General features: G+C 46.1%; 23 protein-coding genes. 11 read left to right on the forward strand and 12 right to left on the reverse strand.

Features of this window, described 5'->3' with window-relative positions; translation table 11 throughout:
- Position 1 precedes the first annotated feature (1 nt).
- Together DXN04_RS28410 and DXN04_RS28415 are read right to left on the reverse strand one after the other, a co-directional pair.
- Positions 2–2,119: a tyrosine-protein kinase family protein gene (locus DXN04_RS28410; RefSeq protein WP_116856797.1), complete on the reverse strand. Its 2,118-nt coding sequence runs from the start codon at positions 2,117–2,119 to the stop codon at positions 2–4.
- Entirely contained in the window at positions 2,119–2,763 is a 645-nt protein-coding gene (locus DXN04_RS28415; RefSeq protein WP_116856798.1) for a toll/interleukin-1 receptor domain-containing protein, read from the reverse strand. The genes DXN04_RS28410 and DXN04_RS28415 overlap by 1 nt, the downstream gene beginning before the upstream one ends.
- Positions 2,764–2,965: 202 nt before the next feature.
- Between DXN04_RS28415 and DXN04_RS28420 the strand changes: the two genes are divergently transcribed.
- Positions 2,966–3,850 (forward strand): SDR family oxidoreductase, encoded by an 885-nt coding sequence (locus DXN04_RS28420; protein WP_116856799.1) that lies wholly within the window; start codon positions 2,966–2,968, stop codon positions 3,848–3,850.
- Between the two features lie 83 nt (positions 3,851–3,933).
- Here DXN04_RS28420 and DXN04_RS28425 read toward each other — a convergent pair whose 3' ends face one another.
- Positions 3,934–4,770: an MBL fold metallo-hydrolase gene (locus tag DXN04_RS28425; protein WP_116856800.1), complete on the reverse strand. Its 837-nt coding sequence runs from the start codon at positions 4,768–4,770 to the stop codon at positions 3,934–3,936.
- A gap of 173 nt (positions 4,771–4,943) precedes the next feature.
- Between DXN04_RS28425 and DXN04_RS28430 the strand changes: the two genes are divergently transcribed.
- On the forward strand, positions 4,944–6,143 hold the full coding sequence (locus DXN04_RS28430) for an NAD(P)-dependent oxidoreductase (protein WP_116856801.1): 1,200 nt from the start codon (positions 4,944–4,946) through the stop codon (positions 6,141–6,143).
- A gap of 247 nt (positions 6,144–6,390) precedes the next feature.
- Here DXN04_RS28430 and DXN04_RS28435 read toward each other — a convergent pair whose 3' ends face one another.
- The 4 genes from DXN04_RS28435 to DXN04_RS28450 all read right to left on the reverse strand — a co-directional run bounded on the left by DXN04_RS28435 (position 6,391) and on the right by DXN04_RS28450 (position 10,597).
- Entirely contained in the window at positions 6,391–7,443 is a 1,053-nt protein-coding gene (locus DXN04_RS28435; protein ID WP_116856802.1) for a mechanosensitive ion channel family protein, read from the reverse strand.
- Positions 7,444–7,464: 21 nt separating this feature from the next.
- Positions 7,465–8,178 (reverse strand): tRNA1(Val) (adenine(37)-N6)-methyltransferase, encoded by a 714-nt coding sequence (locus DXN04_RS28440; RefSeq protein WP_158569202.1) that lies wholly within the window; start codon positions 8,176–8,178, stop codon positions 7,465–7,467.
- 7 nt (positions 8,179–8,185) lie between these two features.
- Positions 8,186–9,190, reverse strand: a complete 1,005-nt coding sequence (tsaD, locus tag DXN04_RS28445) for a tRNA (adenosine(37)-N6)-threonylcarbamoyltransferase complex transferase subunit TsaD (RefSeq protein WP_116856804.1) — start codon at positions 9,188–9,190, stop codon at positions 8,186–8,188.
- Positions 9,191–9,289: 99 nt separating this feature from the next.
- Positions 9,290–10,597, reverse strand: coding sequence for an ABC transporter permease (locus DXN04_RS28450; protein WP_158569204.1), 1,308 nt, complete (start codon positions 10,595–10,597; stop codon positions 9,290–9,292).
- 47 nt (positions 10,598–10,644) lie between these two features.
- On the opposite strand from DXN04_RS28450, the gene DXN04_RS28455 reads away from it, so the two are divergent.
- Positions 10,645–12,228, forward strand: coding sequence for a peptide chain release factor 3 (locus DXN04_RS28455; RefSeq protein ID WP_116856806.1), 1,584 nt, complete (start codon positions 10,645–10,647; stop codon positions 12,226–12,228).
- 284 nt (positions 12,229–12,512) lie between these two features.
- On the opposite strand, the gene DXN04_RS28460 is transcribed toward DXN04_RS28455, so the two are convergent.
- The 3 genes from DXN04_RS28460 to DXN04_RS34650 all read right to left on the reverse strand — a co-directional run bounded on the left by DXN04_RS28460 (position 12,513) and on the right by DXN04_RS34650 (position 15,577).
- Positions 12,513–12,998, reverse strand: coding sequence for a DUF6265 family protein (locus tag DXN04_RS28460; protein ID WP_116856807.1), 486 nt, complete (start codon positions 12,996–12,998; stop codon positions 12,513–12,515).
- On the reverse strand, positions 12,970–14,895 hold the full coding sequence (locus DXN04_RS28465) for a menaquinone biosynthesis decarboxylase (RefSeq protein WP_116856808.1): 1,926 nt from the start codon (positions 14,893–14,895) through the stop codon (positions 12,970–12,972). The genes DXN04_RS28460 and DXN04_RS28465 overlap by 29 nt, the downstream gene beginning before the upstream one ends.
- Positions 14,896–15,244: 349 nt before the next feature.
- Positions 15,245–15,577, reverse strand: a complete 333-nt coding sequence (locus DXN04_RS34650; RefSeq protein ID WP_147320088.1) for a hypothetical protein — start codon at positions 15,575–15,577, stop codon at positions 15,245–15,247.
- A gap of 96 nt (positions 15,578–15,673) precedes the next feature.
- On the opposite strand from DXN04_RS34650, the gene DXN04_RS28475 reads away from it, so the two are divergent.
- Positions 15,674–15,877, forward strand: coding sequence for a hypothetical protein (locus DXN04_RS28475; protein ID WP_147320089.1), 204 nt, complete (start codon positions 15,674–15,676; stop codon positions 15,875–15,877).
- A 468-nt stretch (positions 15,878–16,345) separates the two neighbouring features.
- Here the strand turns inward: DXN04_RS28475 and porG are convergent, their stop codons facing one another.
- Positions 16,346–17,227, reverse strand: coding sequence for a type IX secretion system protein PorG (gene porG, locus DXN04_RS28480; RefSeq protein WP_158569206.1), 882 nt, complete (start codon positions 17,225–17,227; stop codon positions 16,346–16,348).
- Positions 17,228–17,677: 450 nt separating this feature from the next.
- Between porG and DXN04_RS28485 the strand changes: the two genes are divergently transcribed.
- The 4 genes from DXN04_RS28485 (at position 17,678) to DXN04_RS28500 (ending at position 21,273) form a co-directional block, all read left to right on the forward strand.
- Complete coding sequence (locus DXN04_RS28485; protein WP_116856812.1) at positions 17,678–18,607, forward strand: helix-turn-helix domain-containing protein; 930 nt, start codon at positions 17,678–17,680, stop codon at positions 18,605–18,607.
- A gap of 122 nt (positions 18,608–18,729) precedes the next feature.
- Positions 18,730–19,836: an AI-2E family transporter gene (locus DXN04_RS28490; protein ID WP_116856813.1), complete on the forward strand. Its 1,107-nt coding sequence runs from the start codon at positions 18,730–18,732 to the stop codon at positions 19,834–19,836.
- 53 nt (positions 19,837–19,889) lie between these two features.
- Positions 19,890–20,465, forward strand: coding sequence for a GNAT family N-acetyltransferase (locus DXN04_RS28495; RefSeq protein WP_116856814.1), 576 nt, complete (start codon positions 19,890–19,892; stop codon positions 20,463–20,465).
- Positions 20,466–20,781: 316 nt separating this feature from the next.
- The gene (locus tag DXN04_RS28500) at positions 20,782–21,273 is read left to right on the forward strand and encodes a GNAT family N-acetyltransferase (protein ID WP_116856815.1); all 492 of its coding nucleotides are present in this window, start codon (positions 20,782–20,784) and stop codon (positions 21,271–21,273) included.
- A 15-nt stretch (positions 21,274–21,288) separates the two neighbouring features.
- Here DXN04_RS28500 and DXN04_RS28505 read toward each other — a convergent pair whose 3' ends face one another.
- Positions 21,289–21,963, reverse strand: coding sequence for a helix-turn-helix transcriptional regulator (locus tag DXN04_RS28505; RefSeq protein ID WP_116856854.1), 675 nt, complete (start codon positions 21,961–21,963; stop codon positions 21,289–21,291).
- Between the two features lie 122 nt (positions 21,964–22,085).
- Here DXN04_RS28505 and DXN04_RS28510 point away from each other — a divergent pair, with 122 nt between their 5' ends.
- Genes DXN04_RS28510 through sufB form a run of 3 tightly spaced genes read left to right on the forward strand, consistent with a single transcriptional unit; the run spans position 22,086 to position 24,492 of the window.
- Positions 22,086–22,643, forward strand: a complete 558-nt coding sequence (locus tag DXN04_RS28510; RefSeq protein WP_116856816.1) for an NADPH-dependent FMN reductase — start codon at positions 22,086–22,088, stop codon at positions 22,641–22,643.
- 30 nt (positions 22,644–22,673) lie between these two features.
- The gene (locus DXN04_RS28515) at positions 22,674–23,003 is read left to right on the forward strand and encodes a HesB/IscA family protein (RefSeq protein ID WP_116856817.1); all 330 of its coding nucleotides are present in this window, start codon (positions 22,674–22,676) and stop codon (positions 23,001–23,003) included.
- Between the two features lie 46 nt (positions 23,004–23,049).
- Complete coding sequence (gene sufB, locus DXN04_RS28520; RefSeq protein ID WP_116856818.1) at positions 23,050–24,492, forward strand: Fe-S cluster assembly protein SufB; 1,443 nt, start codon at positions 23,050–23,052, stop codon at positions 24,490–24,492.
- Positions 24,493–24,542 lie beyond the last annotated feature (50 nt).

Consider the following 24,542-nt stretch of genomic DNA (forward strand, 5'->3'; position numbering starts at 1 on the left):
GCTAGTAGCAGATCAATGCGCTGACGATGCCAGGGGTCTTGGTACGGGCATATGTAAGTTTGCACGCAGTGCCATACTTTGAAAGTATTTTCTGAAGGTCTTTAGCCACCGCCAGTTCATCATCCCCGTTATACCTGATTTCGTTTGATTTTATATAGTAAGGATTTGCAGTATCCGAGGGCACTGTATAGCCCCTGTTCACAACCTGGTATTTGTTCAATCCTCTCAGGTCATTGCCGATGCTGTAAGTAAGTTTGGGATTAAACTCCTTGCAGATAAAGAGATCAATGCGATATTTGATAGGGAAGGCAACAGCTGTACCGGCATCAGTGCTGCCACGTTTTAAGTAAATAATACTGTTGATGCGCTGGTTCTTTGAGAAGATGAATGAGAGGGAGTCTTTTGACTCCGGATAAATGTTCCAGCGGTCAAGGTAGAAATTACCCCGTGTGCTCAGCGAGAGAACGAAACCATCTTTGTTGCTGTAAAATACAGCGCTGTCCACCCCCGGTTGATTCGTAATCTTTTTCACGAAAGATAAGGAGTCGAATTTATTGCTTAACGCCTGCAGACTGAGATTGCGGAAGTCACCATAAGCGGAGATATTGTCGTCAAAGTAAGTAAGCGCATTGACTTTTTGACTTCTTAAATCGGCGTAAAATTTTTTAATTTGATCCTTGAAATAGTAAGCAATATTTTGTTCGATAGTGCTGCGGATAGCTTGAATTTGAGGACGGTTTTGCAAAGCCGTGTCCAGGTCGTAGTAATGCTGCAGACTGGAGAGGTTAAAATTAAGATCGTAGGTGCTGTCGGAAGAGGTATAGTCAGCGATGAATTTATTGTAAACTGTCTCCGCATTATTATCTGCAATGGGCGCTGCACCTTCCACGATTAATTTCTTTTGCGGCATAAAGAAAAAGAATGAAACCATCACCAGCAGCAAGCCTGCTACCCCGCCTGCAAGGTACTTCCAGCGGGAGCTACTATGCTTTACAGGTTCGGTAAGAGCAGGCCTTGTTTTAATATTAACATAGCCCTTGTAGTTCACCTGACTGGCATCTGTACTCTTTTCCGTCACCTCGTACACCCGTCCCGTTTCTGAAGCTATATTCCCGGGCAATGAAATCTGCATTTCTCCTTTTGCCACCTTCACATACGCATCCCTCGCCTGCATCAACACCTCTACATACTGCAAATCATTCGCTACAATCGCCGCAATGGTCTCATACACATAGCCAATATCCTGCGGATCATTCACCCCTCTCTCCTTCGCAGGCAAGCGCTCCCCATATGCATACAAAGTCCTGTATGGTAGCTTTATCTTCTCTATGAACTGCAAAGGATCTACTAACAGCTGTTTATCCTTTACCGGCAACCAGGTCAGGATGTCTGCGGACTCCCGCGCTATCCGCCCGATCCACTCATCCTGCAGGCCTGTTTCTGCATTTTCTATCCTGCTTGGAACGGGGATCGCATGCAGGTTAAACCGCTCATAGATAATCTTCGATCTCGCCGCCACCGCCTTCCCATATACTTCCTTTATCCCATTAAAACTCTGCTCATTCGGCGTAAACAGCAACAACAAAATATCAGGCATCATGATAGAACAGATGCCACTGCTATCCGTTAATCCAGTCCTGCTGTCAATCAACACAAAATCATATTCCCGGATCCAGTAATCCCTGATGTCCTCCAGGTACTGCCCACCATCATAGTTATTATAGAAGCTGGAATAATCAAACTTCCTTACATTATTTACATAATTGTCATCCCGCTTTCCGGCAGTGAGCAAGTGCAGGTTCTGATGGTCTCCAATCGTCAGCGGCTGGATAAATTCTGTCCAGGCCAGCTCTCCCGAAGACGTATTGTCCATGCGCATATTCAGCAAGTCAATCAAACCCTTCTGCAGGCGAACACCCTTCAGATCCTTAATATAATTACTAAAGAAATTCTCCAGGCCAGGGGCCTCCAGATCCCAATCTATCAACAACACCTTATACCCCCAATCTGCCAATATCACGCCCACATTTGCCATAGACATAGACCTGCCTACCCCACCCTTGTAGGAATAAAATGTAACTACCCTACCTGTAGGGTATGCGCTTTTTTGCCGATCCATTACCAGGAAATTAATTGTTGTTGTGGAGCTGTATGTGCGGTAAAATAATCAGTCAGCCTTTGCTTCACCACCTCAGACCATTCACTCGTATCCCACTCTCTCTTCCACGCCGGAATATTCTTCACAATATTCGTCACCGTCTTTACATCCTTCCTCAGCTCCCGCTGAAAAGAAACATAATCTTCTGAGTTAAGGAAGCCCGCTCCAATTACGTTATATTTTGTATAGTTCGCCAACTGGATAGAACGGATAATAGGTGGGTAAGGATCCATCTCCTGCAGCAATATGGGCCATATCAACGATCGCGGTACCCTGTTAGGCCCCAGCTCCAGCTCCAATGCCTCCTCCCGGTAACGCATAGACATAAATTCATACATACACCACTTAGACCGCACCAGGTAAGGCGGTGAAATAATCGCAACCATACATTTTGATTGCGCCACATTACTTACAAGCGCTTCTGTAAAATCCTCTCCATCTACCAGCTCACTGGTATCCTGGAAAATCCGGGGATCATCCAATCCCGCTTCAGCAAAGCTGTCACCAAGGTATTCCTTAAAGAGAGGCAGGAAGTTCTCATTCACCCAACGCTCCTTGGTTCCTCCTCGCTTATAGGAGATGAATACATCGTATTTATAAGGCATAAAGACTTATTTATGGGGCTATAACCGGGGTTCACAGGTTAAATTTAGCTATACTTTTTTAAAGGGCCTGACAGCCACGTAAAAATACCAACTAGTGGGTAGTTATTATATAATTTTCATATTGAAAAAAATCACCTAAATCAAGGCCCGGCAGCAATGGCATAATGTTCGTATCACAACAAGCTATTAAAATGATATTGATATGGCTAATACAACATCCTTACAAAATCCGGTTGATAAACATCCATCCGGTTTTACCCCACAGGAACAATCACTCCCAGGCTCCGAACAGGACATGCAACCCAAACCTGATCACGGCGAAGATTCTTACAAAGGCAGTGGCAAACTCGCGGGCCGCAAAGCCATTATTACCGGTGCTGATTCAGGTATAGGCAAGGCTGTAGCTATTGCATTTGCCCGGGAAGGTGCTGATGTACTCATCTCTTATCTGAATGAAGAAGAAGATGCAAAAGAAACGGCTAAGTATGTAGAACAGGCTGGTCAAAAGGCAGTGCTGGTGCCTGGTGACATCAGTAGTGAAGAACATTGTAAACAGATAGTAGACAAAGCGCTCAAAGAATTTGGTAGTATCGACATCATCGTGAACAACGCTGCCTTCCAGGTTACTCATGAGTCACTGCAGGATATACCCAGCGATGAATGGGATCTCACCTTCAAAACAAATGTGCATGCCATGTTCTACATCCTCAAAGCTGCCGAGCCGCATTTGAAACCGGGCAGCAGTGTTGTCAATACAACGTCTGTCAACGCGTATACACCTAAGCCGATTCTATTACCCTACACGGTGACCAAAGCTGCCATCCAGAACTTTACCGCTACGCTGGCCCAGCTCTGGGGTGAAAAGGGGATCAGGGTCAATTGCGTGGCCCCGGGGCCTATCTGGACACCGCTCATACCGGCGAGTTTCTCACCGGAACAGACGGCTGAATTTGGTAAAAACACACCCATGAAACGTGCTGGTCAACCTGCAGAACTGGCACCCGTGTATGTAATGCTCGCTTCCCAGGAAGCAAGTTATGTATCAGGTGCCACTGTTCCTGTTACAGGCGGCCAACCTACCATTTAAACTAAAAAAAAGAAAGGGCATCTTCAATACTGAAGATGCCCTTCTCACCTGTTACCTCTATGCAAGAACCAAAGAAATGAACGTTAACTTTTTTCCACCCACCTGCCATGTGACGGTAAAGCCAGGTCATCCCACAAACTTACCAGCGCCTGCAATCCATTTGTTAGTTTATCAGCGCCCATAGCTGTGCCGTGACCTGTGATCGCTACCTGTGGCCTTAGGTCTGCCAGTTTCTTTACGGATTCAAATGCCGCCTGCCAGTCGGTCGTTAAGTACACCGGGGGCCCACATACCTCCTCTTCCTGTATCATTACCTTGTAAAAAGAATCCTGCTTCACCGTTACAAATGCATCCGCGGCTATCAATATACCGTCTGAATGTCGGAACAGCGCCACCTGCCCCGGTGAATGCCCGGGTACAAAGACCCAATTCCATTCGGGTAGATGTGGCACCTGGCCATTTGCCGGTAGCGGCTGCAGTACTTCACTGATATCTATCGGCTCATTTGGATATACAAATGAAATCTTTGCCAGTAAGCCTCCTTCTACTGTATTATCCGGCTCCGGGTAAGCCTGTGCCCCCGTCAGAAAAGGAAATTCCAGGGGATGTGCATACACGGGAACCTGCCAGTAGCTGACAAGGCTGATGATACTGCCTACATGATCAAAATGGCCATGAGTCAGTATGATGGCCTGCGGCTTGCGCCCCCTGCCAAAACGCTCCTCCGCCGCTGCAATGATCTCCTTACCGCAATGAGGCATACCGGCATCTACCAATACCCATGGACCACCAGGCGCTCCGATCATGATCAGGTTGACGATCTGGTTGGTATAATAAGCGACATCAGGGGCGATTTCCCTCAACCTTCCACTATCCACAGAGGTCATGGGAATGACCTTGTTATCCTTGCTTTGTTCCATGGATTTTTTTGAAGAGAAAATCCAAACCATATGCCACTATTTAACTCATCAGGATGGAAGCGGATCTTCTGAATGCTCCTTTTTACCTGTAATGCCCGCTACCTGCTCAATTAAATTCAACATGATACACCAACTATTTTTTCCGATATTTGATTATACACCAAATCGCCAGTATGTTATACATCGCACTGATCCGGGAAGAAAAACAGCCCCACGATAATCGCGTCGCCTTTACCCCATCACAATGTCAATGGATTGCACGTCACTACCCCCAGGTTACCATCATCGTTCAGCCCTCCCCATGGCGCTGCTTTAAAGATGAAGAATATGAGAGAGCCGGTATTACCCTGTCGGAAGACCTGTCGCATTGCCAGATCCTGCTCGGTATTAAAGAGGTACCCGCAGAAAAACTCCTGCCAGGTAAAACCTATTTGTTCTTTTCTCATACACGAAAAAAACAGGAACAAAACCGGCAAATGCTCCAGACCATCCTGGAAAGGAAAATCAACCTCATTGACTACGAATGCCTGGTGCACCCCGACGGACAACGCATCCTGGGCTTCGGCTTCTTTGCAGGTGTAGTCGGCGCACACAATGGCCTGCTTGCCTATGGCCGTAAAACAGGTACTTTTTCGCTCGTCCCTGTATATGCCTGCCATGACTTCAAAGAACTGATCAATCACTATTTTGGAGCCAAACTGCCCCCGTTGAAAATTGTGATCACCGGTTCAGGAAGAGTCGCCGCAGGTACCCTGGAAGTAATGGGACTACTGGGTATCAAATACCTGCCCCCGGAAGAATTCCTGATCAATACCTATACATATCCCGTATACACCCAGCTCAAAGCCGGTGAACTCTATCTGAGAAAATCAGATAAAACCTATAGCCGGGAAGACTTCCATACCCACCCTGATCAATACGACTGCCGCTTCCTGCCTTATGTAACAGCCTCGGACATCCTTATGAACGGGGTATATTGGGATGAACGCATTCCACCCCTCTTCACCTGGGCTGACCTGGCAAAGAATAATTTCAGGATTAAAGTGATTGCAGATATTACTGATGATAAACATGGCTCCGTACCCTGCAACATCGGCGATTCCACTATCGAAGACCCTGTATACGGCGTAAACCGCCATACAAGAGAGCAAACCGCTCCCTACCAGCAGGATACCGTGGATATGATGTGCGTGAGCAACCTGCCCAACGAACTGCCGCGCGATGCCTCGCAGTACTTTGGAGACCAGTTGATGAAGTATGTATTCGATGATTTATTGAAGGCTGAAAGCATCGTCATTCAAAACGCGACGATTGCCGCAAATGGGGCCCTTACGGAGCGCTTCGCTTACCTGGAAGATTATGTATCGAAATAAAAAAAGGTTGTATCAAAAGTAATTTACAGGCATTGGGAATTAAAAAATTAATTCTCTTATCAGGAAAGGATCCTGATAAAACCCTGCAAATTTTACTTTTGATACAAGCTCTTTTTACCAGCACTCATTTATTTAATGCCGTTTTAACTAATTCAACTCAAGGGGAAAGCAAAGCTGAAACATAAGCGCCATAGCGGTTTTCATTGTTTTACTATGGGCAAAAATGTTTTCCCCCTTATTCATGAAATTACTGCTGGTTATTTGCATTGAAAATCGTCTGCGTAGGATAAGCAAACTGTATATTCCTATTGGCAAACTCCCTGAAAATCGCAAAATTGATCGCCTGCTGTATATCCATATACTTATTGTAATCACTCGTCAGCACATTATACACTACCTCAAACTTCAGGCTATAAGAACCATAACTCGCAAAATGCGCCCTGTCAAATGCAAGCCCTTCCTGCGCTGTAATGATCGTCTTCAGTAATCCCGGGATCTCCTCTATCACTTCCGCCGGCGTTTCATACACCACATCCAGCACAAACGCAATCCTGCGCTTCTCCATTCTCTTGAAGTTGTGAATACGTGAATCCGTCAGCGCCTTGTTGGAAAAGATCATCTCCTCCCCGCTCGTGCTCCGGATCCTGGTTGTCTTGACACCTATCTCCATCACTGTACCGCTCTTATCGCCCACCAGGATCGCATCCCCGATTTCAAAAGGCCTGTCAAAGAAAATGACGAAATAGCAAAACAAATCACTCAGGATATTCTGTGAAGCCAAAGCGATAGCCACACCACCAATACCTAAGCTCGTGATAATGGTCGTCACATTATAACCGAAATTGTCCAGCAGGAACACGATCGCGATACACCACAAAACCAGGTTGATGATCATCAATACCCCCTTCACCTCGCTCCGCTTAGGATCCGCATAATGCCGCTTCTTCAGGTAAGAAATCAGTGAATATTCGATCACCATCGTCAACACCCGCAGTACAAAGAAGGTATTGACTAATACCAGCACGCTCCGCAATGCATTCGCTAATTTTTCCGGCAATGTGAGATAGTGAATACCCCCATAAATCACCGAGATATACAATGCCGGCATTATCGCACGATCTATCACGCTGATAATAAAGTCATCTACTGTATTGACAGTAGTCTCCGCCCATTTTCTTAACCTGTGTAGTACGATACTTTTGATAACTCGCAGGACAACCAATCCAATTACGATAACGCCCAAAGCGACGATGTAGGCATACAAAGTATTCCCCCAAAAGATCTGATTTAAACCTTCCATGCTGTGATTTGAAACTAAAATTTATAAATACAAATAATAAGGCTGTAACAATATTTTAAATGCTGAAGTATATTCATTCCCCGCTTCCCTGATTGACATCGTTTCCTCTTTACGGGGCACCGGCGATCGTCCGAAAATGGCGATCGTACGGAATTTGTCGTGTTGCACGCTTTGCTTTACATGTAGTACGCTGTGTGGGAAAAATCCTTTCTGTGTGGCTAATACTTCAAAAGTGGCAAAAGGCGTATAGGGCAATAATATAGAGAAAACACCGTCTGCTGACAAATGCTGATCTATCACATCTAACAGTTCGGCATAATTAAGTGTGGTGGCATGCATTGCCTGGTTCTTTAACCGGTCGGGACTTTTTAAATCTGCTTCGTAAAATGGCGGATTGGTGATGATGAGGTCATATTTTTCTTCTAATGACAATTCCCTGGCATCCCCTCTCACTACATTCATATTACCTGCCCATGGAGCCGCTGCAAAATTGCGTGCTGCCTGTGCCGCCGCTCCTTCATCCAGTTCTATCGCAGTAATGGATGCAGAATCGAAACGCTGTGCCAGCATCAGGCTCAGTAAACCTGTGCCTGTACCAATATCCAGGATCCGCGATGCTGCCGGTATAGACGAAGCGGTATACGCTCCCTGCAAACACGCGTCCGTGCATACTTTCATGGCACAGTCTTCCTGGTGAACCGTAAATTGTTTGAAACGAAAAAATGAATTCGCCATGTGATGATTAAAAAGCTGCTCTTGCACCAGGTACCGCATCCAGCCCTACGAACTCCTTGGCCTGGTATTTATAATAGGCTGTGATGGCAATCATGGCTGCATTATCCGTACAATATTCGAATTTCGGGATGTAAGTCTTCCAGCCATACTTTTCACCGTAGCTTTGCAAAGCGGTTCTTAGCCCGGAGTTGGCACTCACACCACCCGCTATACCAATCTGCTTAATACCCGTTTCTTTCGATGCCTTCTTCAGCTTATTCATAAGTATGCTGACAATCCTGTGCTGTATAGAGGCACAAATGTCCGCCATATGATGCTGCACAAAATCAGGATCCAGTTTTTGTTTTTCCTGCAGGAAATAAAGAATGGATGTCTTCAACCCGCTAAAACTGAAATTCAGTTCCGGGATCTGCGGTTCAGGGAATTTGAATTTTTCCGGGTCTCCCTGTTTTGCATACTTATCGATCAATGGACCACCGGGATAAGGTAAGCCCAATAATTTCGCACTTTTATCAAAAGCTTCGCCTGCAGCATCATCCAGGGTTTCACCAATCACCTTCATCTGCAGGGGACTATCTACACGCACGATCTGGGTATGCCCCCCGGATACGGTGAGACATAAGAAGGGAAATGAAGGAATAGGATCTTCGATGAAGTTGGCCAGTACGTGGGCCTGCATATGGTGAACGGCAATAAGTGGTTTGTTCAGTGCCAGTGCCAGTGACTTCGCAAAACAACTACCTACCAGCAGGGCACCAATCAGGCCGGGGGCCTGGGTAAAAGCAATGGCATCCAGTTCCTCTTTGCGTATGCCTGCCTGTTTGAGGGCATAATCTACCACGGGAACGATGTTTTCCTGGTGCGCGCGGGAAGCCAGTTCAGGCACCACTCCACCGTATTGCTCATGAATAGTCTGGTTAGCTATATAATTGGAAAGGATTTTTCCATCTACCAGTACGGAAGCACTGGTTTCATCACAAGACGACTCTATCGCGAGTATTTTTACTGACATGGGTGCAAATTTAAAAGAAAATCTGCTTATGGGTGCTTTAAAAGAAAATCCGTTTTTGCCGTGGGCAAAAACGGATTTCTGAATTTTATCCTCCATTTATCAGGTACTTCTGATGGCCACCACCGGGTCCAGTTTTGAAGCCGAATACGCTGGTATAAACCCTGCAATGATCCCTACCACCGTACTCACACTCAATCCCACCATGATATTCTTAAAGGTCAGTGCCACCGGGAACACGCCTGTACTATTAATCACTATGGTAACCAGGTACACCAGCAGCAATCCCAATCCGCCACCCACCAGGCACAACATGATCGCTTCCAGCAGGAATTCCATCAGGATAACCTTCTTCCTGGCCCCAATCGCCTTTTTCAGGCCAATGATATTCGTCCGCTCCTTCACCGTCACAAACATGATATTGGCAATCCCAAATCCGCCCACAATCAGGGCAAACATGGCGATCACCACCCCTCCAAGATTTACTTTTGTAAATACGGATTCCAGGTTCTGGGCAATGGAAGTAATTTCATTCAGGGAAAAATCATCCTCCTCAGTAGGGCGCAGCCTGCGGATAGCCCGCATGGCCCCGGTCAGCTCATCCTTCATTTCCTTTACCGATACGTCCGGCTTTGCCTTTACAATGATAAAAGGATCGCCGTATACGCGCTCATCTACGACCGTTCTGCCAAAGGCATAAGGCACCATTACCGTATTATCATAGTTAATGGCATCCATACCGGCCCCTTTTTTCTTCAGTACGCCAATGACCTTCACAGGCCGGCCGGCTACCCGGATCACCTTGCCCAGTGCCGCTTCCGGGCTTCCAAACAGTCCATCCCAGATATTTCCACCCAGGATAGCTACATTGGCCCCGTCATTTTCCTTGCCTGCAAAGAAACGCCCCCCGATGATCTTCAGGGACTGGATTTTAATATAATCTGCTGTCACAGGCAGGAATTCTACCCCTTCCATAGACTCGCTTTTGTAATCTATTCTTTTATTGCCCGAAGAAAACGCAAATGCCGAATACTCAACGGTATGCGTTTTTTCCATGATGGAATGGAGTTCCTTGTATTTTGGCTGCGGCCGGTTCACGAATTTCCACCAGGGCATATCAGGACCGCCATCCCATGGCCATTTCTGGATAAATATAACGTCGGAGCCAAGCGCTTCCATCCCTTTGCGGATATTGTTTTCCAGGCTGTTTGTAGCAGTAAATACAGTGATGATACAAAAGATACCAATGGTGATACCTAAGAGGGACAAAAAAGTACGGAGCTTGTTCATCCTGAGCTCCTGGGCTGCCATTTTCAGGCTACTCCATAATATTTTAATGGTGGCAATCATAGCGTTGTGGCAATCATTGATCAAATGTAAAGTAATGATAAATTGTGAGATTACATCCATTTCACAATTCATTCGTACCTTTGCACACATTTTTGGTACAAACGCATATGAAGTACGCAAGCGAAATCAATAAACGAAAGACATTTGCTATTATAGCCCACCCGGATGCCGGTAAGACTACCCTGACAGAAAAGTTCCTGCTCTTCGGTGGTGCGATCCAGACTGCGGGTGCCGTAAAGTCTAACAAGATCAAGAAACATACGACCTCCGACTTTATGGAAATAGAACGGCAGCGTGGTATCTCCGTGGCTACCTCCGTGATGACTTTCGAATACCGGGATATGCTGGTGAACCTGCTGGATACCCCGGGTCACAAAGACTTTGCGGAAGACACCTACCGTACCCTGACGGCAGTGGACAGCGTTGTGCTGGTGATCGACTGCGTAAAGGGGGTGGAAGAGCAGACGGAAAGACTGATGGAAGTATGTCGCATGCGCGATACCCCGGTGATCATCTTTGTCAATAAGATGGACCGTGATGGTAAGAATCCGTTCGACCTGCTCGATGAGCTGGAAGAGAAACTGAGTATCAAGGTACGTCCGCTGAGCTGGCCGATCAATGGCGGTACAGACTTCAAAGGGGTATATAACCTGTATAATAAGAGCTTTGTATCCTTCGCGCCTAACAAGAAAGCGACGGATGATGATATCGTGCCCCTGCCGGACCTGAGCAGTGATTTTGTCGATAAGACCTTCAATGCAACAGATGCGGCGCAGCTGCGGAATGATGTGGAACTGATTGAAGGTGTGTATGATACATTCGAGAATACCGAATACCTGGAGGGAAAGATGGCTCCTGTGTTCTTTGGCAGTGCGGTGAATAACTTCGGGGTGAAGGATCTGCTGGATACCTTCGTGGAGATCGCACCTACACCGAGAGATCGTGAGTCAAGTACACGCCCGGTACCGGTGGCGGATGATAAATTCAGTGGTTTTATCTTTAAAATTCACGCGAACCTCGATCCAAGGCACCGTGATCGTATCGCGTTTTTACGTGTGTGTTCCGGTAAGTTTGAGCGTAATAAGTTTTATCATCATGTGAGGTTGGATAAGGATGTGCGGTTCAGTAACCCATATACCTTCCTGGCGCGTGAGAAGAATGTGGTGGATGATGCGTTTCCGGGGGATGTGGTAGGTTTGTTTGATACCGGGAACTTTAAGATTGGAGATACGCTGACGGAGGGTGAGAACTTCTATTTTACGGGTATTCCAAGCTTCTCTCCTGAGTTGTTTAAGGAGGTGGTGAATAAGGATCCGATGAAGACGAAGCAGCTGGAGAAGGGCCTGAGACAGTTGACGGACGAGGGTGTGGCGCAGTTGTTTACGCAGCATGGTGGTAACAGGAAGATTATTGGTTGTGTGGGTGATCTGCAGTTTGAGGTGATACAGTATAGGTTGCTGCAGGAGTATGGAGCGTCTTGTATGTTTAATACTTTGCCGTTTTATAAGGCGTGTTGGATAACGGGCAATAAGGCGAAGGTAGAGGAGTTTATTCGTTTTAAACAGGCGAATGTGGTAGAGGATAAGGATGGACATCTGGTGTACCTGGCGCAGAGTGAGTGGTATTTGAATACGGAGCGGGCGAATAACCCGGAGGTGGAGTTTCATTTTACTTCAGAAATTCATAAATAATAAATCGCCGCGGTTCTGGTGATTGCTCCGCAATCACCAGAACCGCGGTAGACCGGTGCGATTAGGATGAGCTGAGCTCATCCCAATCGCACCGGAGAAGTAAAAAAATAGCCGCATCCTGTGATCAGGCGCGGCGGTATAATAAATTGTACGACCAACTCAAATGAAGTACAATTGCAGACTGTCCTAAGACTTGTAAAACAACAAGGCAAAGCTATTACAGCTTTGCCTTTGTTATTTATGCATTTGGGAAATTGATTTACGCAAATGGGAATTCCATAAAACTATTTCCGCTTATACTCCAATATGATCTCACTAAATGTCTTCTCCTTCTCCCCCTTGAAATGCACTTCCAGTTCATCCACCTTCTTCCATTTATACACGATCTTCTGCGGATAATCACAATCCGGGTTCTCCGCCACAAACCCATTCGCCTGAATCACCGTCACCTTGAATGGTACCGGCTTTCCAGTCTTCGGATCCGCCACTGCCACTACAGTAAAAACAAGATCATTCCCACTCCTCACCAACTGCATCTTATCCATCTCCACACTATCCTTCCCGGTTATACGATGTGTCATTCCTTCCCAGGTATTATCATCTTTCTTCACCCAATACTCTGTAAAAGTACTGTGCTTCGTAGGCATACGCCAATACCCCAGTATGTGATCCACATACTTAAAGTCGGCCGGCTTTACCTGTGCAACACTGTTAGTGCAAAACAATAACAGCAGCAGGTATTTACTGTGGTACCACAGCTTCTTCCCCATACATTTGTGGTTTATATTTCAGCGAAGGCGATGGCAGGAAAGGCCCGATATTTAAAGAAGCCCATTTCTCATCTACTTTACGAATAGTCTCATCATCAGCCACTACAATATTTGGCCAGTCACGCTCAAAGCCATCCAGCAGCCTGGTTTTGAGGGTACCATCCATCCCTACGCCTGCCCACTCTTTTCCAGGCTGGCCGGCAACAGGATTACGTACTACAAAACTATCCCTTCTTGGATCCAGGTTATTACAAAAACGCCACAGGGTGGTCGCCAGGTCGCTGACATCTACAGTATGTTCTACATAAATGATCATCTTGATGCCCAGCATTTCAGGCAGCGCATACAGTTGCTCATTCAGTTCCTTAACATGAAGGGGACGTGCTTTTTGTACTGCTACGAACAGGCATGGAATATCCATTGCCAGCAGACTATCATTGATCCCCTTGATTTCAGGGAAACGTTTTTGCAGTTCAGCTTTATTGATAGCAGCAGGTTTGATATCCCGTACATGACTATCCAAAATCTCTTCGTCGTACTTGGTGGTAGCATCGATACACATCTTGCCACCGAAGCCCATTTTGGAGCAGGAGTGGTCGAGTACATCCATGGGGCCCTGGCTGAAATAGATGTCTGTAGCAGGATTCAGGTGCTTAAACATATATTGCGCCAGTGATTTGTAATCACTGATGGTCGTGTGCTGATCGGCGACAACCAGGATTTTGTTGAACATCATCTGGCCTGCGCCCCACATCGCGTTCATCACTTTCTGCGCCTGGCCTGGGTAGTCTTTCTTGATCTTGCTTATCACCAGGTTATGAAATACCCCTTCTACCGGCATTTCCATATCGATCATTTCAGGCACCATCGCCATTTTAATCGGTGCCAGGAAAATTCTTTCAGTCGCTTTACCGAGGTAAGCATCTTCCTGCGGGGGAATCCCGACGATGGTAGCAGGATATACGGCATCTTTACGATGGGTGATGGCGGTAACATGGAAACGAGGGTACCAGTCTGCGAGGGAATAGTAACCGGTGTGGTCCCCAAATGGTCCTTCCCAGATCAGGTCTTCTTCCGGATCTACATAGCCTTCGATCACGAAGTCAGCATCAGCAGGCACTTCGATTTCAGGCTGGGAGATGCATTTTACCAGTTCCACTTTCTGCTTGCGCAGGAAGCCCGCCAGCATGTATTCATCCACATTTTCAGGAAGTGGAGCGGTGGCAGAATAAGTATAGACAGGGTCACCACCGAGTACAACGGCTACCGGCATGCGTTTTTTCAGTGCCTTGTATTCGTTGTAGTGTTTAGCGGAGACTTTGTGTTTATGCCAGTGCATACCGGTCATCTGGCCATCGAACACCTGCATGCGGTACATGCCGACGTTGCGGATGCCGGTGTGCGGGTCTTTGGTGTGGATGACAGGGAGGGTGATGAAGGGACCACCATCTTTAGGCCAGCATTGGATGACCGGGATTTTGGAGAGGTCCGGGTTGGCCATGACAACTTCCTGGCAGGCTCCTTTGCCGCTGACTACCTTAGGCATCCAGCTGGCGAATTGGCCGAGTTTAGGGAGCATGGCGAGTTTATCGAGGATGCTCTCTTTGGGTTTGGAAAGCATTTTGAAAAGGTCTTCGATTTGGCGGGCGATGTCGTCTAATTCGTTGACACCCAGCGCCAGGCACATCCTTTTAAGGCTGCCCATGGAGTTCATAAGAACAGGGAAGTCGGTGCCGGTGTTTTCAAAGAGGAGGGCTTTGCCGCCATCGGGGGATTTGCTGATCCGGTCAGTGATTTCGGAGATTTCCAGGATAGGGTCTACGAAGGTTTTGATGCGGACCAGTTCTCCGGCTTTGTCTAGTGTATCTATGAAGTGTTTCAGGTTCTTATATGCCATACAAATCCTTGAAAAATTTATGCGAAGGTAACACCAAAATAAATGCTTTTGCTACCGCAAAAGCATTTATTTTGATATAGATGACGCAGTGGGCGGCCCCGGCATAAAGGCATCCCTAAAACGCTCCCCAATATAAAGGCATCCCTTAAAACGCCCCCCAACATAAAGGCTTCCCCAAAAAACGCCCCCCAACATAAAGGCATCCAAAAAACGCCCCCCAAACATAAAGGCATCCCCAAAAAACGCCCCCCAACATAAAGGCATCCAAAAACCTGACCACAATCATCCCAAAACGAAATAAGGCCATTCCCGAAGGGAACAGCCTTACTGTACTTTAATATCACATCAACTATAAGCTAATATTCGCATTAATCACCACTCTCGGTCTCTTCACATACACAACTTCCTGTGGAGGTGGCGGTGGCGCTGGGGCATAAACAACTACTGGAGCAGGTACTGGCGCTGGCGCACAAACTGCAACCGGTGCTGGTACTGGTACAAATACTCTTGCGCCCGGGCGGCAATCATAATAAGCACCACGATAGCTTTTATTGCAATCTTCCCAACGGCCAGCATGAACACGGTAACCTCTATCACAGCCATTTCCACGATGTCCATGTTGTGCCTGTGCACCTGCAACGGCTCCGCCCATCAGCAGCATCATTAATACTATCTGTTTCATACTGTTTGATTTAGTTTTTGGTAAAATTGATTGGAATTAAAATATAGGAATTAATATATACTTAAACGTTAAAAGTCGCATTTAAAGTGTGTGCCGGTGCTACATCACTATACACATGACGGTGATAACGATGTGGTCTGTGCGGCCGGTGATGCCAGTGGTGATGGTGTGTCACCCTGTGATGCGGATGCGGCGGCAATGGCGGACGCGGTGGCAGTGGAGGATGTGGCGGTAAATGCCTGTGATGCCTTACATAGTGCGGATGCGGAGGCCTTGGTGGCTGCGCATTCGAAACAATGAACCCTCCTAATATAAATAAGATGATGAATACTATCTTTTTCATGATCCTAAGGTTTAGTAAGTAAAATAAAGTTAGCGCGATCGGATCTTCATGAGGAGAGTGGTAACAAATGAACAGGGAGGAAAAGCGTACAACCATCACAGTGCTTCTTATTCTTTACTCTCTCCGCGATTTCTGAATTCGTTCACTTCAATGATCAGTTGTTAATCGCTTTCTCTTTATTCCTGTTTTGCCTATGAAATTTCAAGAAGTATGCCAAAATCAAAAATCCTTGAAGATCGTTGACCAGCACCAACTTACACTTACTAAAACTTTGAACAGCTTAGAATTTCGTGTTTCTTTTAGTGGGGAAATGGTCCTGTTCGTACACTATATCCTAAATACAGGCTGCTTTTTTTTGTGTCTTTAAGTACATGTAAAATTTTGAGGACATACAATTTAATACGCTTTTTCAAACGCATCCTTCCTTAAAATTTCGGACAGTTGGACACCTTCTGTTTACCCCAATGATTATAAGGGCCGCTGCCACCACCAAAGCGATACGCCAGCGTAAAACCAGTAAACACATACCAGTCATCATACTTCTGTGACCCTCTGGGAAACCCTTCTTCAGGATAAGCACCCGGTCCTCTGTATGCATAACTCACCGTTTTCTGGCCATATGCAGCCAACAATGTATTGTAATCCGCATAGCCCTTACTCACATCATCCAGGTAATCAGAAAACGTTTTACGGAGGCCTATTTCAAAACCCGCTACCAGGTTGTCACGCACCAAAAACTTTACACCTGCACCAAATGGTATGGAAACACTTGTAAGATTATATTGCTTACGGTCAGGATACTGTGGAAGCCCCTGCCCTTCTGTATTCAGTCCTCTCAGTTTAATCACGTCTCCATTCGCATCGCGGGTGGTCGGATAAAAATTAAAGACACCTACTCCACCAAATACATATGGAGTCCAGCCCTTATCATCAATATCAAATAAATTTAATTCTAACCTAATATGACCTTCCATGATAGGAGAACGGAAACTCAGGTTCCTGTTTCTTAAATCGATCTGCTTGTTTGTACTGTCTGCACCGGCTATCCGCGCATATGTAAACCCGGCACCCAGTGTAACATGGGGAGTGAGATCCCTTTTTACAAACAAACCAATGTGATATCGCGTATAGCGCATATCCACCCGTGACTGTGATAAATCCCCGCTGTAATTACTGATCCCTAATGCACCACCAACCTGCCAGTACTGCCCAAAAACGGCAAAGGGGAGACAAACAAATAAAGTAACTAGTACCTTCCTGGAAATAATACGCATAAAATGGTTTCTCAATGCAATTAGATTTGGCATCAACATTCGTGATTGATTAGTGACCTTTTTTCATCGCATTTCGATAGGTATTTGTAACGGGGTATCAGGACATTGTTTTATAACGAATTAGACTGGCATAAAATTGTAAAGCAGGCATTCTCATTCAAAACAACAGCCGCAAAATAGTACATTTTTGCAGGCTGAACAACTACTCCGGGAAATTAGAACTACTCAATTATTATTTACAGGCACTCGATATTGAGACTTATAAATAGACAAAAACACTCACATATTAGCTTTAAATGCTTAGCATCAGGGAGTTTAGTTGCATACATTTGTTGAAACGTTTTTTTTATTATCTGAACCTAATACCTTACTTTCGAATAGTATCAATTCATCGTAAAATACTACCAGAATTTTGGATGAAATGGTCCTTAACGATGAACCTCATTTAGCCCTAACCGATTGATTGCTTTAATAAACTTCGCTATGAAACAAAAACCTCCCCCTCAGGAGCAGATGGAGCTGTTAGCACTCAAAGCACTGTGTTTTGCAGATGATCATGTTTCTGACTCTTTTGAGATGAAACACGTTTCCGAATGGCTTGGCATCTCCTACTCTTACTTCTATCACAGTTTTACTCAGGTAATCGGGGAACCTTACTGGCAATATGTAAAAAGACATCGGTTGGAGTTGTCTGCAGGCCTGCTCAGGCATAGCGGGTACAATATCAGCGAGATTGCTGAACGCTCAGGTTATGCAACTGTTGCTGCTTTTACAAAAGCGTTTACCCAGTATTTTGATAAGAGTCCCCGCAGCTTCAGGAAGATTCCCACCCTGCCCAATGAACAACGTACCCTGCAATTGGTAGATTCTATCGTGAAAGCGTTTGATAAAAAGGGCGATACGATCACTTCTTATTTCAATTTTGAGCGCACTGAGATGACGTACCTGCCTGAGAGTATGTTGTATTATACTATCCTGTCGCGGGGCCAGGATCCGGTGGCGCATATGATTATGAAGATGACGAGGGAGGAGCTGCGCTTAAGGAAGATCCTGCAAATACAGGAACTGCCACAGGCCAGGGTGATTACCAGTACGCTGGATGCAGTACCCGTTACTTCGTATGAGCAAATGAGTATGTTCGCCGGGATCTTTTTGCCATGTAAAGATGTGACACAGGGCCTGATGACGATGGCACTGACCGAGAACCTGATGGCGAAGCGTATACCTGCAGGGCACTACATCAAACTGCCTGTACCCATGGATTTTGCGATGGCAGGCATCCCGATGTATGAGTTTATAGACAGGTATGTGAAGGAAGGAGTTTTTAAAATGAGCGGGAATCATTTCTTTATTTCGCTGGTAGGACCGAATGAAAGTGAGATTTATATTCCATATATGAAGCAGTTGTTGTAAATAAGCAATACTTTAAAAAAATAAAACGGTTTTGCCTCCCGGCAGAACCGTTTTTATTTAGGCTTTGGCCAATTTATTGCTCTTTTTTACCTTCCTTTATAAAAATATTATAAAACCATCCCATGAATGAAGTAAAGCTACCCTTTAATGCAAGACTTGCTTTCACCCTGTTGTCCCTTATCCTGCTCATGTATATTGCCAGGCTGGGACATGAGCTGCTGGTACCGCTGGCCTTTGCTTTTCTGATAGCTATCATGCTGCTGCCCATCGCCAGCTTTCTTGAAAAATGCCGGTTCTCCAGGGCCCTGGCCGCCCTTACCACTATCCTGTTAGTCGTGATTTTGCTCTTTGGTGTCGGTATGCTGCTGGCTACGCAAATGGGCACTTTTGTAGCCGATTTTCCACACCTGCAACAACAATTGCTTCATACCATTACCGATCTGCAAGCCTGGGTGAATATGAAATTTCACATTGACTCCGCCCGCCAGATGGATTATTTAGAACAACTGGCCATGGGCACACTGGGCTCTGCTACTGCTTTTGTGAGCACTACCCTCTTGTCATTGTCTTCCCTCCTGATCTTTATTATCTTCGTGTTATTATATACCTTCTTCCTCCTGCTCTATCGTTCACTGCTGGTTACATTCCTCATTACCGTGTTCGATGCAAAACACCGGGAAACCCTGCTCAGTGTGATTGTAGAGACACGACTGATCATTAAGGGATATGTAACAGGACTGATGATTGAAATGGTGGTTGTTGCTTTTGTGAACTGTTGTCTTTTTTGGATCTTAGGAATCAAGTATGCGACACTGTTAGGTATTATGGCCGCGATCTTCAATATCATTCCTTACCTGGGCATCTATGTGGCGACCGTCATTTCTATGTTGCTGACATTGACAAACAGTACACTCGGAACTACCATCCAGGTGGGTGTAGGTTTGCTGGTAGTGCACTTCCTGGATAGTAATGTGCTGCTGCCACGCATCGTGGGCAGCAAGGTGAAGATCAATGCACTTATTACCATCCTGGCGGTAGTAGCGGGCAATTTGTTGTGGGGCGTACCGGGAATGTTCCTGGCCATTCCCTTCATTGCTATTTTGAAGATTATTTTTGAAAATATCGAACAAATGAAGCCCTGGGCTATTTTATTGGGGGATGCAGTATTGAAGAAGGTGGAGGTGCGCAGAACGAGTGAGGCTGCGGCGGAAGCTGCGCCGGAGAAGTAAGTTAAGGAAAAGTGAGCGTGGCTCACAAGCGTGAGTCGGCCGAAAAATAAAGCATGAATCAACAATATAAAGAGATGGAAGTTCCTGTGCTGGAAGCAGAACACTTACAACTGCGACCTATCAGCGAAAAAGACATCGCCGCATTGTTCAATTTATTTTCTTCGGAAAAGGTGACCCGTTTTATGGATATAGAGCGATTCATCAATGTATCCGAAGCCGCACAGTTAGTCGTCTTTTTCAGGGAGAAGCTGCTGAGCGGAGAAGGTATGCGCTGGGGCATCTTCCAGCAGGACAATGATACCCTGATCGGTACCTGCGGCCTGCATCATATCAACAAAACGCATTATAAGGCGGAAATGGGTTACGACCTCCTCCCCGCTTTCTGGGGCAAGGGTATCATGACCGCCTCCCTGAACCGCTTACTGCAATACGCATTCGAAGTACTGTCGCTGAACCGGATCGAAGCGGTTGTAGACCCGGCCAATAAACTGTCGATCCTGCTCCTGGAACGACTCGGTTTTCAGCAGGAAGGGCTGCTCAGGCAAGCCTTTTTCCAGAAAGGGAAGTTTGTAGATGCCTATATGTTCAGTCTCCTCTCCAGCGAGTACAATTACGAATTACATTATTAACCAGTGAAGTATATGAATGAAGGCCCGGTTTAGCGCCATGCTAAACCGGGCCTTTTGTATGGTAAAAAATACGGATAAGCCGGTTATGAGCCGGAAATAACCCGCAGATAAGCCGCCTCTTTTAGAATGCCGGTTATTGGCGGCTTATATGCGGGTTATCTGCGGGTTATCTGCGGAATATCTACCTTACAAAGTAGAACAGGCGTAGGTTAGAACCCGTTTTAAAGGCAGTATTACCTGCCAGCCCCAATATTTCAATCCTTATCCACCCTGCAGCCCCTTTTGCCCTGTCCAAAATCTTTATATTTTTGCCTTTATGCAATTCAGAAACGCCACCACCCTCGACATGCCCGCTATTGTAGCCATCTACAACAGCACCATTGCCGGCAGAATGGTTACTGCCGACACAGCACCTGTATCCGTAGAAAGCCGTATGCCATGGTTTCATGTACACAACCCGGAAAAACGCCCTTTATGGGTCGTAGAAGAAAATGGAATCATGATAGGCTGGGTAAGCTTCCAGTCTTTTTATGGCCGGCCGGCCTATGATGGTACCGCCGAAATCAGTATTTATTTAGATGAAAATCAACGAGGTAAGGGATATGGAAAGAAAATTCTCGAATATGCGATGGCACAATGCCCTTCAATTGGGGTAAAGACATTGCTGGGATTTATTTTCTCCCATAATGAACCGAGTATTAAATTATTTGAGAAACTGGGATTCAGTTCCTGGGCGCATTTGCCCAATATCGCCGTATTGGATGGCATCGAAAGGAGCCTGGATATTCTTGGGAAAAGGATTTATTAAAAAATTCTAATTATATCAGGAATCAAGTTCTTTAGACCAGGAATTGACCGTTACCACAATCTTATACACACACCTGCGGGCGCCGCTGATGATATGATCAGCGCGCTCCACCTCCACCCCATCACCCATCAGGTTCCTGAAGGTCTTCAGCTCCGAATTACAGATATTGGCACAATTCAGCGCCGCATTACAGATCGGGCAATGGTTTTCAATAAAATAAAAACCACCCTCCCCGTCTTCCTGCCACTCCGCCAGGTACCCTTCCCGGGTTCTCAAAGCCGCAAACGCCTCCAGTTTCTCCGCTACGTCTGTAATACCAGATAGTGCATTAAAATATTTCTCATGCTGCTGCTGTTCCCTGGCGGCCACTACTTTATCCAGCGCCTCTTCACCCAGCTCAACACGTATAGTTTCTAATAATTGTAAAGTAAATTCTGCATGGGTATCCGGAAAATGAGCATGCCCAACCGGGGTCAGGTCCCAGATCTGCACGGGACGACCTACCCCCTTAGATGTCGTTACCGACATCACCAGTCCTTCTTCTGCCAGTTTCAGCAGTTGCAGCCGGGCGCCCTCTCCTGTAATATTCAAAGCAGCGGCCAGCATAGCGGCCGACTGAGGCCCCTTCGTTTTCAGTAACTGCAGGAATCTATCTGCTGTTGCCTTCGTGATGGGTTTATAATTTTCCAAGTATTTACTTGTTTTATTCTCAAATGTCGTAATTTTGTAGGAGTAAAAAAAATTTGTTGCGACAATCAACGGGCTCCACGGTCCAAAAAGCCGGCAGCTAAACGATAAATACAAGGACACAGATGAACGTCTTGATCTTCAATGGAACGATGGATACAAGTCCATACACCACGGCAAACAGGCTGTCTGCCTATTTTGAAGAACAGTTCCGCCAAAAAGGCTTTTCTACCGAAGTTTTCAGTCCAAAAGGCGGGCATATACCGTTCTTTGAATATCCCAAGGGCGACATGCCCGAATCCGTAAAGGCCATGTGCGATGCCTTCTTAAAAGCAGATGTGCTGGTATGGCTCACCCCGCTTTATCATGGAAGTATGACCGGGGTCATGAAAAATGCTTTGGACTGGTTAGAAATGACCAGCAAACTCAGTAATCCATATTTAACAGGAAAGGTCGTAGCTTTGGTGTGCTGGGGAGATGGTCATCAGGCCATGCAGGGCATCAATGCAATGGATTCCGTAGCTAAAGCATTGAGAGCGTGGGTATTGCCTTACTCCGTTCCCATCATGAAAGAACACCTGTACACGGCGGATGGTAAAGACTTTACCGAGCCCTACAAGAATAAGTTCAATCGCCTGATCTCCCTGTTAGGTGAATCGAAGATTTTAAAACACATACAGTAATAGGTTAATATCATAAAATAGGAAGCAATTATGATAACAGTATCAGATAAAGCCAGCGTATATATTAAGGACCTGATGGTCAAGGAAAACCATGCACCTGATACCTTTGTACGCGTAGGCGTTAAAGGTGGGGGTTGCTCCGGCCTGGAATATGTACTGAAATTTGAGGAATCAGAAAAACAGGACGGCGATCAAATCTTTGAAGATAAAGGTGTTAAGATAGTAGTACAGATGAAAAGCCTCTTGTATCTTTACGGTACAGAATTGGACTACAGCGACGGTCTGAATGGTAAAGGGCTTTTCTTTAACAACCCAAATGCTACCCGTACATGTAGTTGTGGGGAGAGCTTCGCTGTATAATAATAAAATAAAGACAGCAAGGCAGCATACTTAATTAATCCGGAAAATGAGAAATAGCAACGAAATAATTGACGACATAGCCAACAAGGAATACGAGTTTGGCTTCACCACCGACATCGAGATGGAAATGGCTCCCGTTGGCCTCAACGAGGATACCATTCGCTACATCTCTGCTAAAAAGGAAGAACCAGAATGGCTCCTGCAATGGCGCCTGAAGGCATTCGCTGCCTTCCAGAAAATGCAGTGGCCCAGCTGGCAGCACTTTAAAATGCCTGAACTGGACCTGCAGAAGATCTCTTACTATGCCGCTCCAAAAAAGAAATCATTAAAAAGCCTGGATGAAGTAGATCCTGAAATCCTGGCGACCATGGAGAAACTGGGGATTCCCCTGAATGAGCAGAAAGCGCTCACCGGTGTAGCTGTAGACGTGGTGTTCGACAGTGTATCCGTTGCTACTACTTTCCGCGAAAAATTAGCCGAACTGGGTGTCATCTTCTGCTCCTTCGGTGAAGCAGTACGCGAACATCCGGAACTGGTAAAAGAATACCTGGGTACCGTTGTTCCTCATTCTGACAACATCTTTGCCGCCCTGAATGCAGCAGTATTCTCCGACGGCTCCTTTGTATATATTCCTAAAGGCGTACGCTGCCCAATGGAACTGAGCACCTACTTCCGTATCAATGCGGAAAATACCGGCCAGTTTGAGCGTACCCTCATCATCTGCGACGACAATGCCTACGTAAGTTATCTCGAAGGCTGTACGGCCCCACGCCGTGATGAAAACCAGCTGCACGCTGCAGTAGTGGAACTCATCGCGCTGAACCATGCAGAAATCAAATACTCTACCGTACAAAACTGGTATCCCGGTGATAAAGACGGTAACGGTGGTATTTACAACTTCGTAACAAAACGCGGTATCTGTAAAGGAAATAGCAGCAAGATCTCCTGGACACAGGTAGAAACCGGCTCCGCTATCACCTGGAAATATCCAAGTGTAATCCTGCAGGGCGATGATGCTGAAGGCGAATTCTACTCCGTAGCAGTAACCCGCAACAAGCAGATTGCTGATACCGGAACCAAAATATATCACCTGGGTCGCAACACCCGCAGCCGTATCATTTCAAAAGGTATTTCTGCAGGCACCAGCGATAATACCTATCGCGGTCTCGTACAGGTAGGTCCACGTGCTGCCAATGCACGCAACTTTACCCAGTGTGATTCACTGCTCATAGGCGATCGCTGCGGCGCTCATACCTTCCCTTACATCGAATCAAAGAATAGCACCGCAACCGTAGAACACGAAGCGACTACCTCCAAGATCGGGGAAGACCAGATCTTCTACCTCAACCAACGTGGTATCAATACAGAACAGGCAGTAGCCCTCATCGTAAACGGTTATGCCAAGGAAGTACTGAACCAGCTCCCCATGGAGTTCGCGGTAGAAGCACAAAAACTGCTGTCCATCACACTTGAAGGTAGTGTGGGTTAATAGCAGGAGAAGGATATATTTATTTACAAAGCAAACAACAGAGAAACAAA

Source organism: Chitinophaga silvisoli (genome assembly GCF_003412465.1).
Taxonomy (GTDB): domain Bacteria; phylum Bacteroidota; class Bacteroidia; order Chitinophagales; family Chitinophagaceae; genus Chitinophaga; species Chitinophaga silvisoli.

Excerpts from the sequence above, each read along its gene's own strand:
- DXN04_RS28450 (WP_158569204.1), bottom strand. The coding sequence starts at position 10,597 with ATGGATGTAATCTCACAATTTATCATTACTTTACATTTGATCAATGAT.
- DXN04_RS28500 (WP_116856815.1), top strand. The coding sequence starts at position 20,782 with ATGCAATTCAGAAACGCCACCACCCTCGACATGCCCGCTATTGTAGCC.
- DXN04_RS28490 (WP_116856813.1), top strand. The coding sequence starts at position 18,730 with ATGAATGAAGTAAAGCTACCCTTTAATGCAAGACTTGCTTTCACCCTG.
- DXN04_RS28495 (WP_116856814.1), top strand. The coding sequence starts at position 19,890 with ATGAATCAACAATATAAAGAGATGGAAGTTCCTGTGCTGGAAGCAGAA.
- DXN04_RS28510 (WP_116856816.1), top strand. The coding sequence starts at position 22,086 with ATGAACGTCTTGATCTTCAATGGAACGATGGATACAAGTCCATACACC.
- DXN04_RS28410 (WP_116856797.1), bottom strand. The coding sequence starts at position 2,119 with ATGGATCGGCAAAAAAGCGCATACCCTACAGGTAGGGTAGTTACATTT.
- DXN04_RS28440 (WP_158569202.1), bottom strand. The coding sequence starts at position 8,178 with ATGGCGAATTCATTTTTTCGTTTCAAACAATTTACGGTTCACCAGGAA.
- DXN04_RS28515 (WP_116856817.1), top strand. The coding sequence starts at position 22,674 with ATGATAACAGTATCAGATAAAGCCAGCGTATATATTAAGGACCTGATG.
- DXN04_RS28460 (WP_116856807.1), bottom strand. The coding sequence starts at position 12,998 with ATGGGGAAGAAGCTGTGGTACCACAGTAAATACCTGCTGCTGTTATTG.
- DXN04_RS28435 (WP_116856802.1), bottom strand. The coding sequence starts at position 7,443 with ATGGAAGGTTTAAATCAGATCTTTTGGGGGAATACTTTGTATGCCTAC.
- porG (WP_158569206.1), bottom strand. The coding sequence starts at position 17,227 with ATGCCAAATCTAATTGCATTGAGAAACCATTTTATGCGTATTATTTCC.
- DXN04_RS34650 (WP_147320088.1), bottom strand. The coding sequence starts at position 15,577 with ATGAAACAGATAGTATTAATGATGCTGCTGATGGGCGGAGCCGTTGCA.
- DXN04_RS28465 (WP_116856808.1), bottom strand. The coding sequence starts at position 14,895 with ATGGCATATAAGAACCTGAAACACTTCATAGATACACTAGACAAAGCC.
- tsaD (WP_116856804.1), bottom strand. The coding sequence starts at position 9,190 with ATGTCAGTAAAAATACTCGCGATAGAGTCGTCTTGTGATGAAACCAGT.
- DXN04_RS28415 (WP_116856798.1), bottom strand. The coding sequence starts at position 2,763 with ATGCCTTATAAATACGATGTATTCATCTCCTATAAGCGAGGAGGAACC.
- DXN04_RS28455 (WP_116856806.1), top strand. The coding sequence starts at position 10,645 with ATGAAGTACGCAAGCGAAATCAATAAACGAAAGACATTTGCTATTATA.
- DXN04_RS28420 (WP_116856799.1), top strand. The coding sequence starts at position 2,966 with ATGGCTAATACAACATCCTTACAAAATCCGGTTGATAAACATCCATCC.
- DXN04_RS28430 (WP_116856801.1), top strand. The coding sequence starts at position 4,944 with ATGTTATACATCGCACTGATCCGGGAAGAAAAACAGCCCCACGATAAT.
- sufB (WP_116856818.1), top strand. The coding sequence starts at position 23,050 with ATGAGAAATAGCAACGAAATAATTGACGACATAGCCAACAAGGAATAC.
- DXN04_RS28425 (WP_116856800.1), bottom strand. The coding sequence starts at position 4,770 with ATGGAACAAAGCAAGGATAACAAGGTCATTCCCATGACCTCTGTGGAT.
- DXN04_RS28485 (WP_116856812.1), top strand. The coding sequence starts at position 17,678 with ATGAAACAAAAACCTCCCCCTCAGGAGCAGATGGAGCTGTTAGCACTC.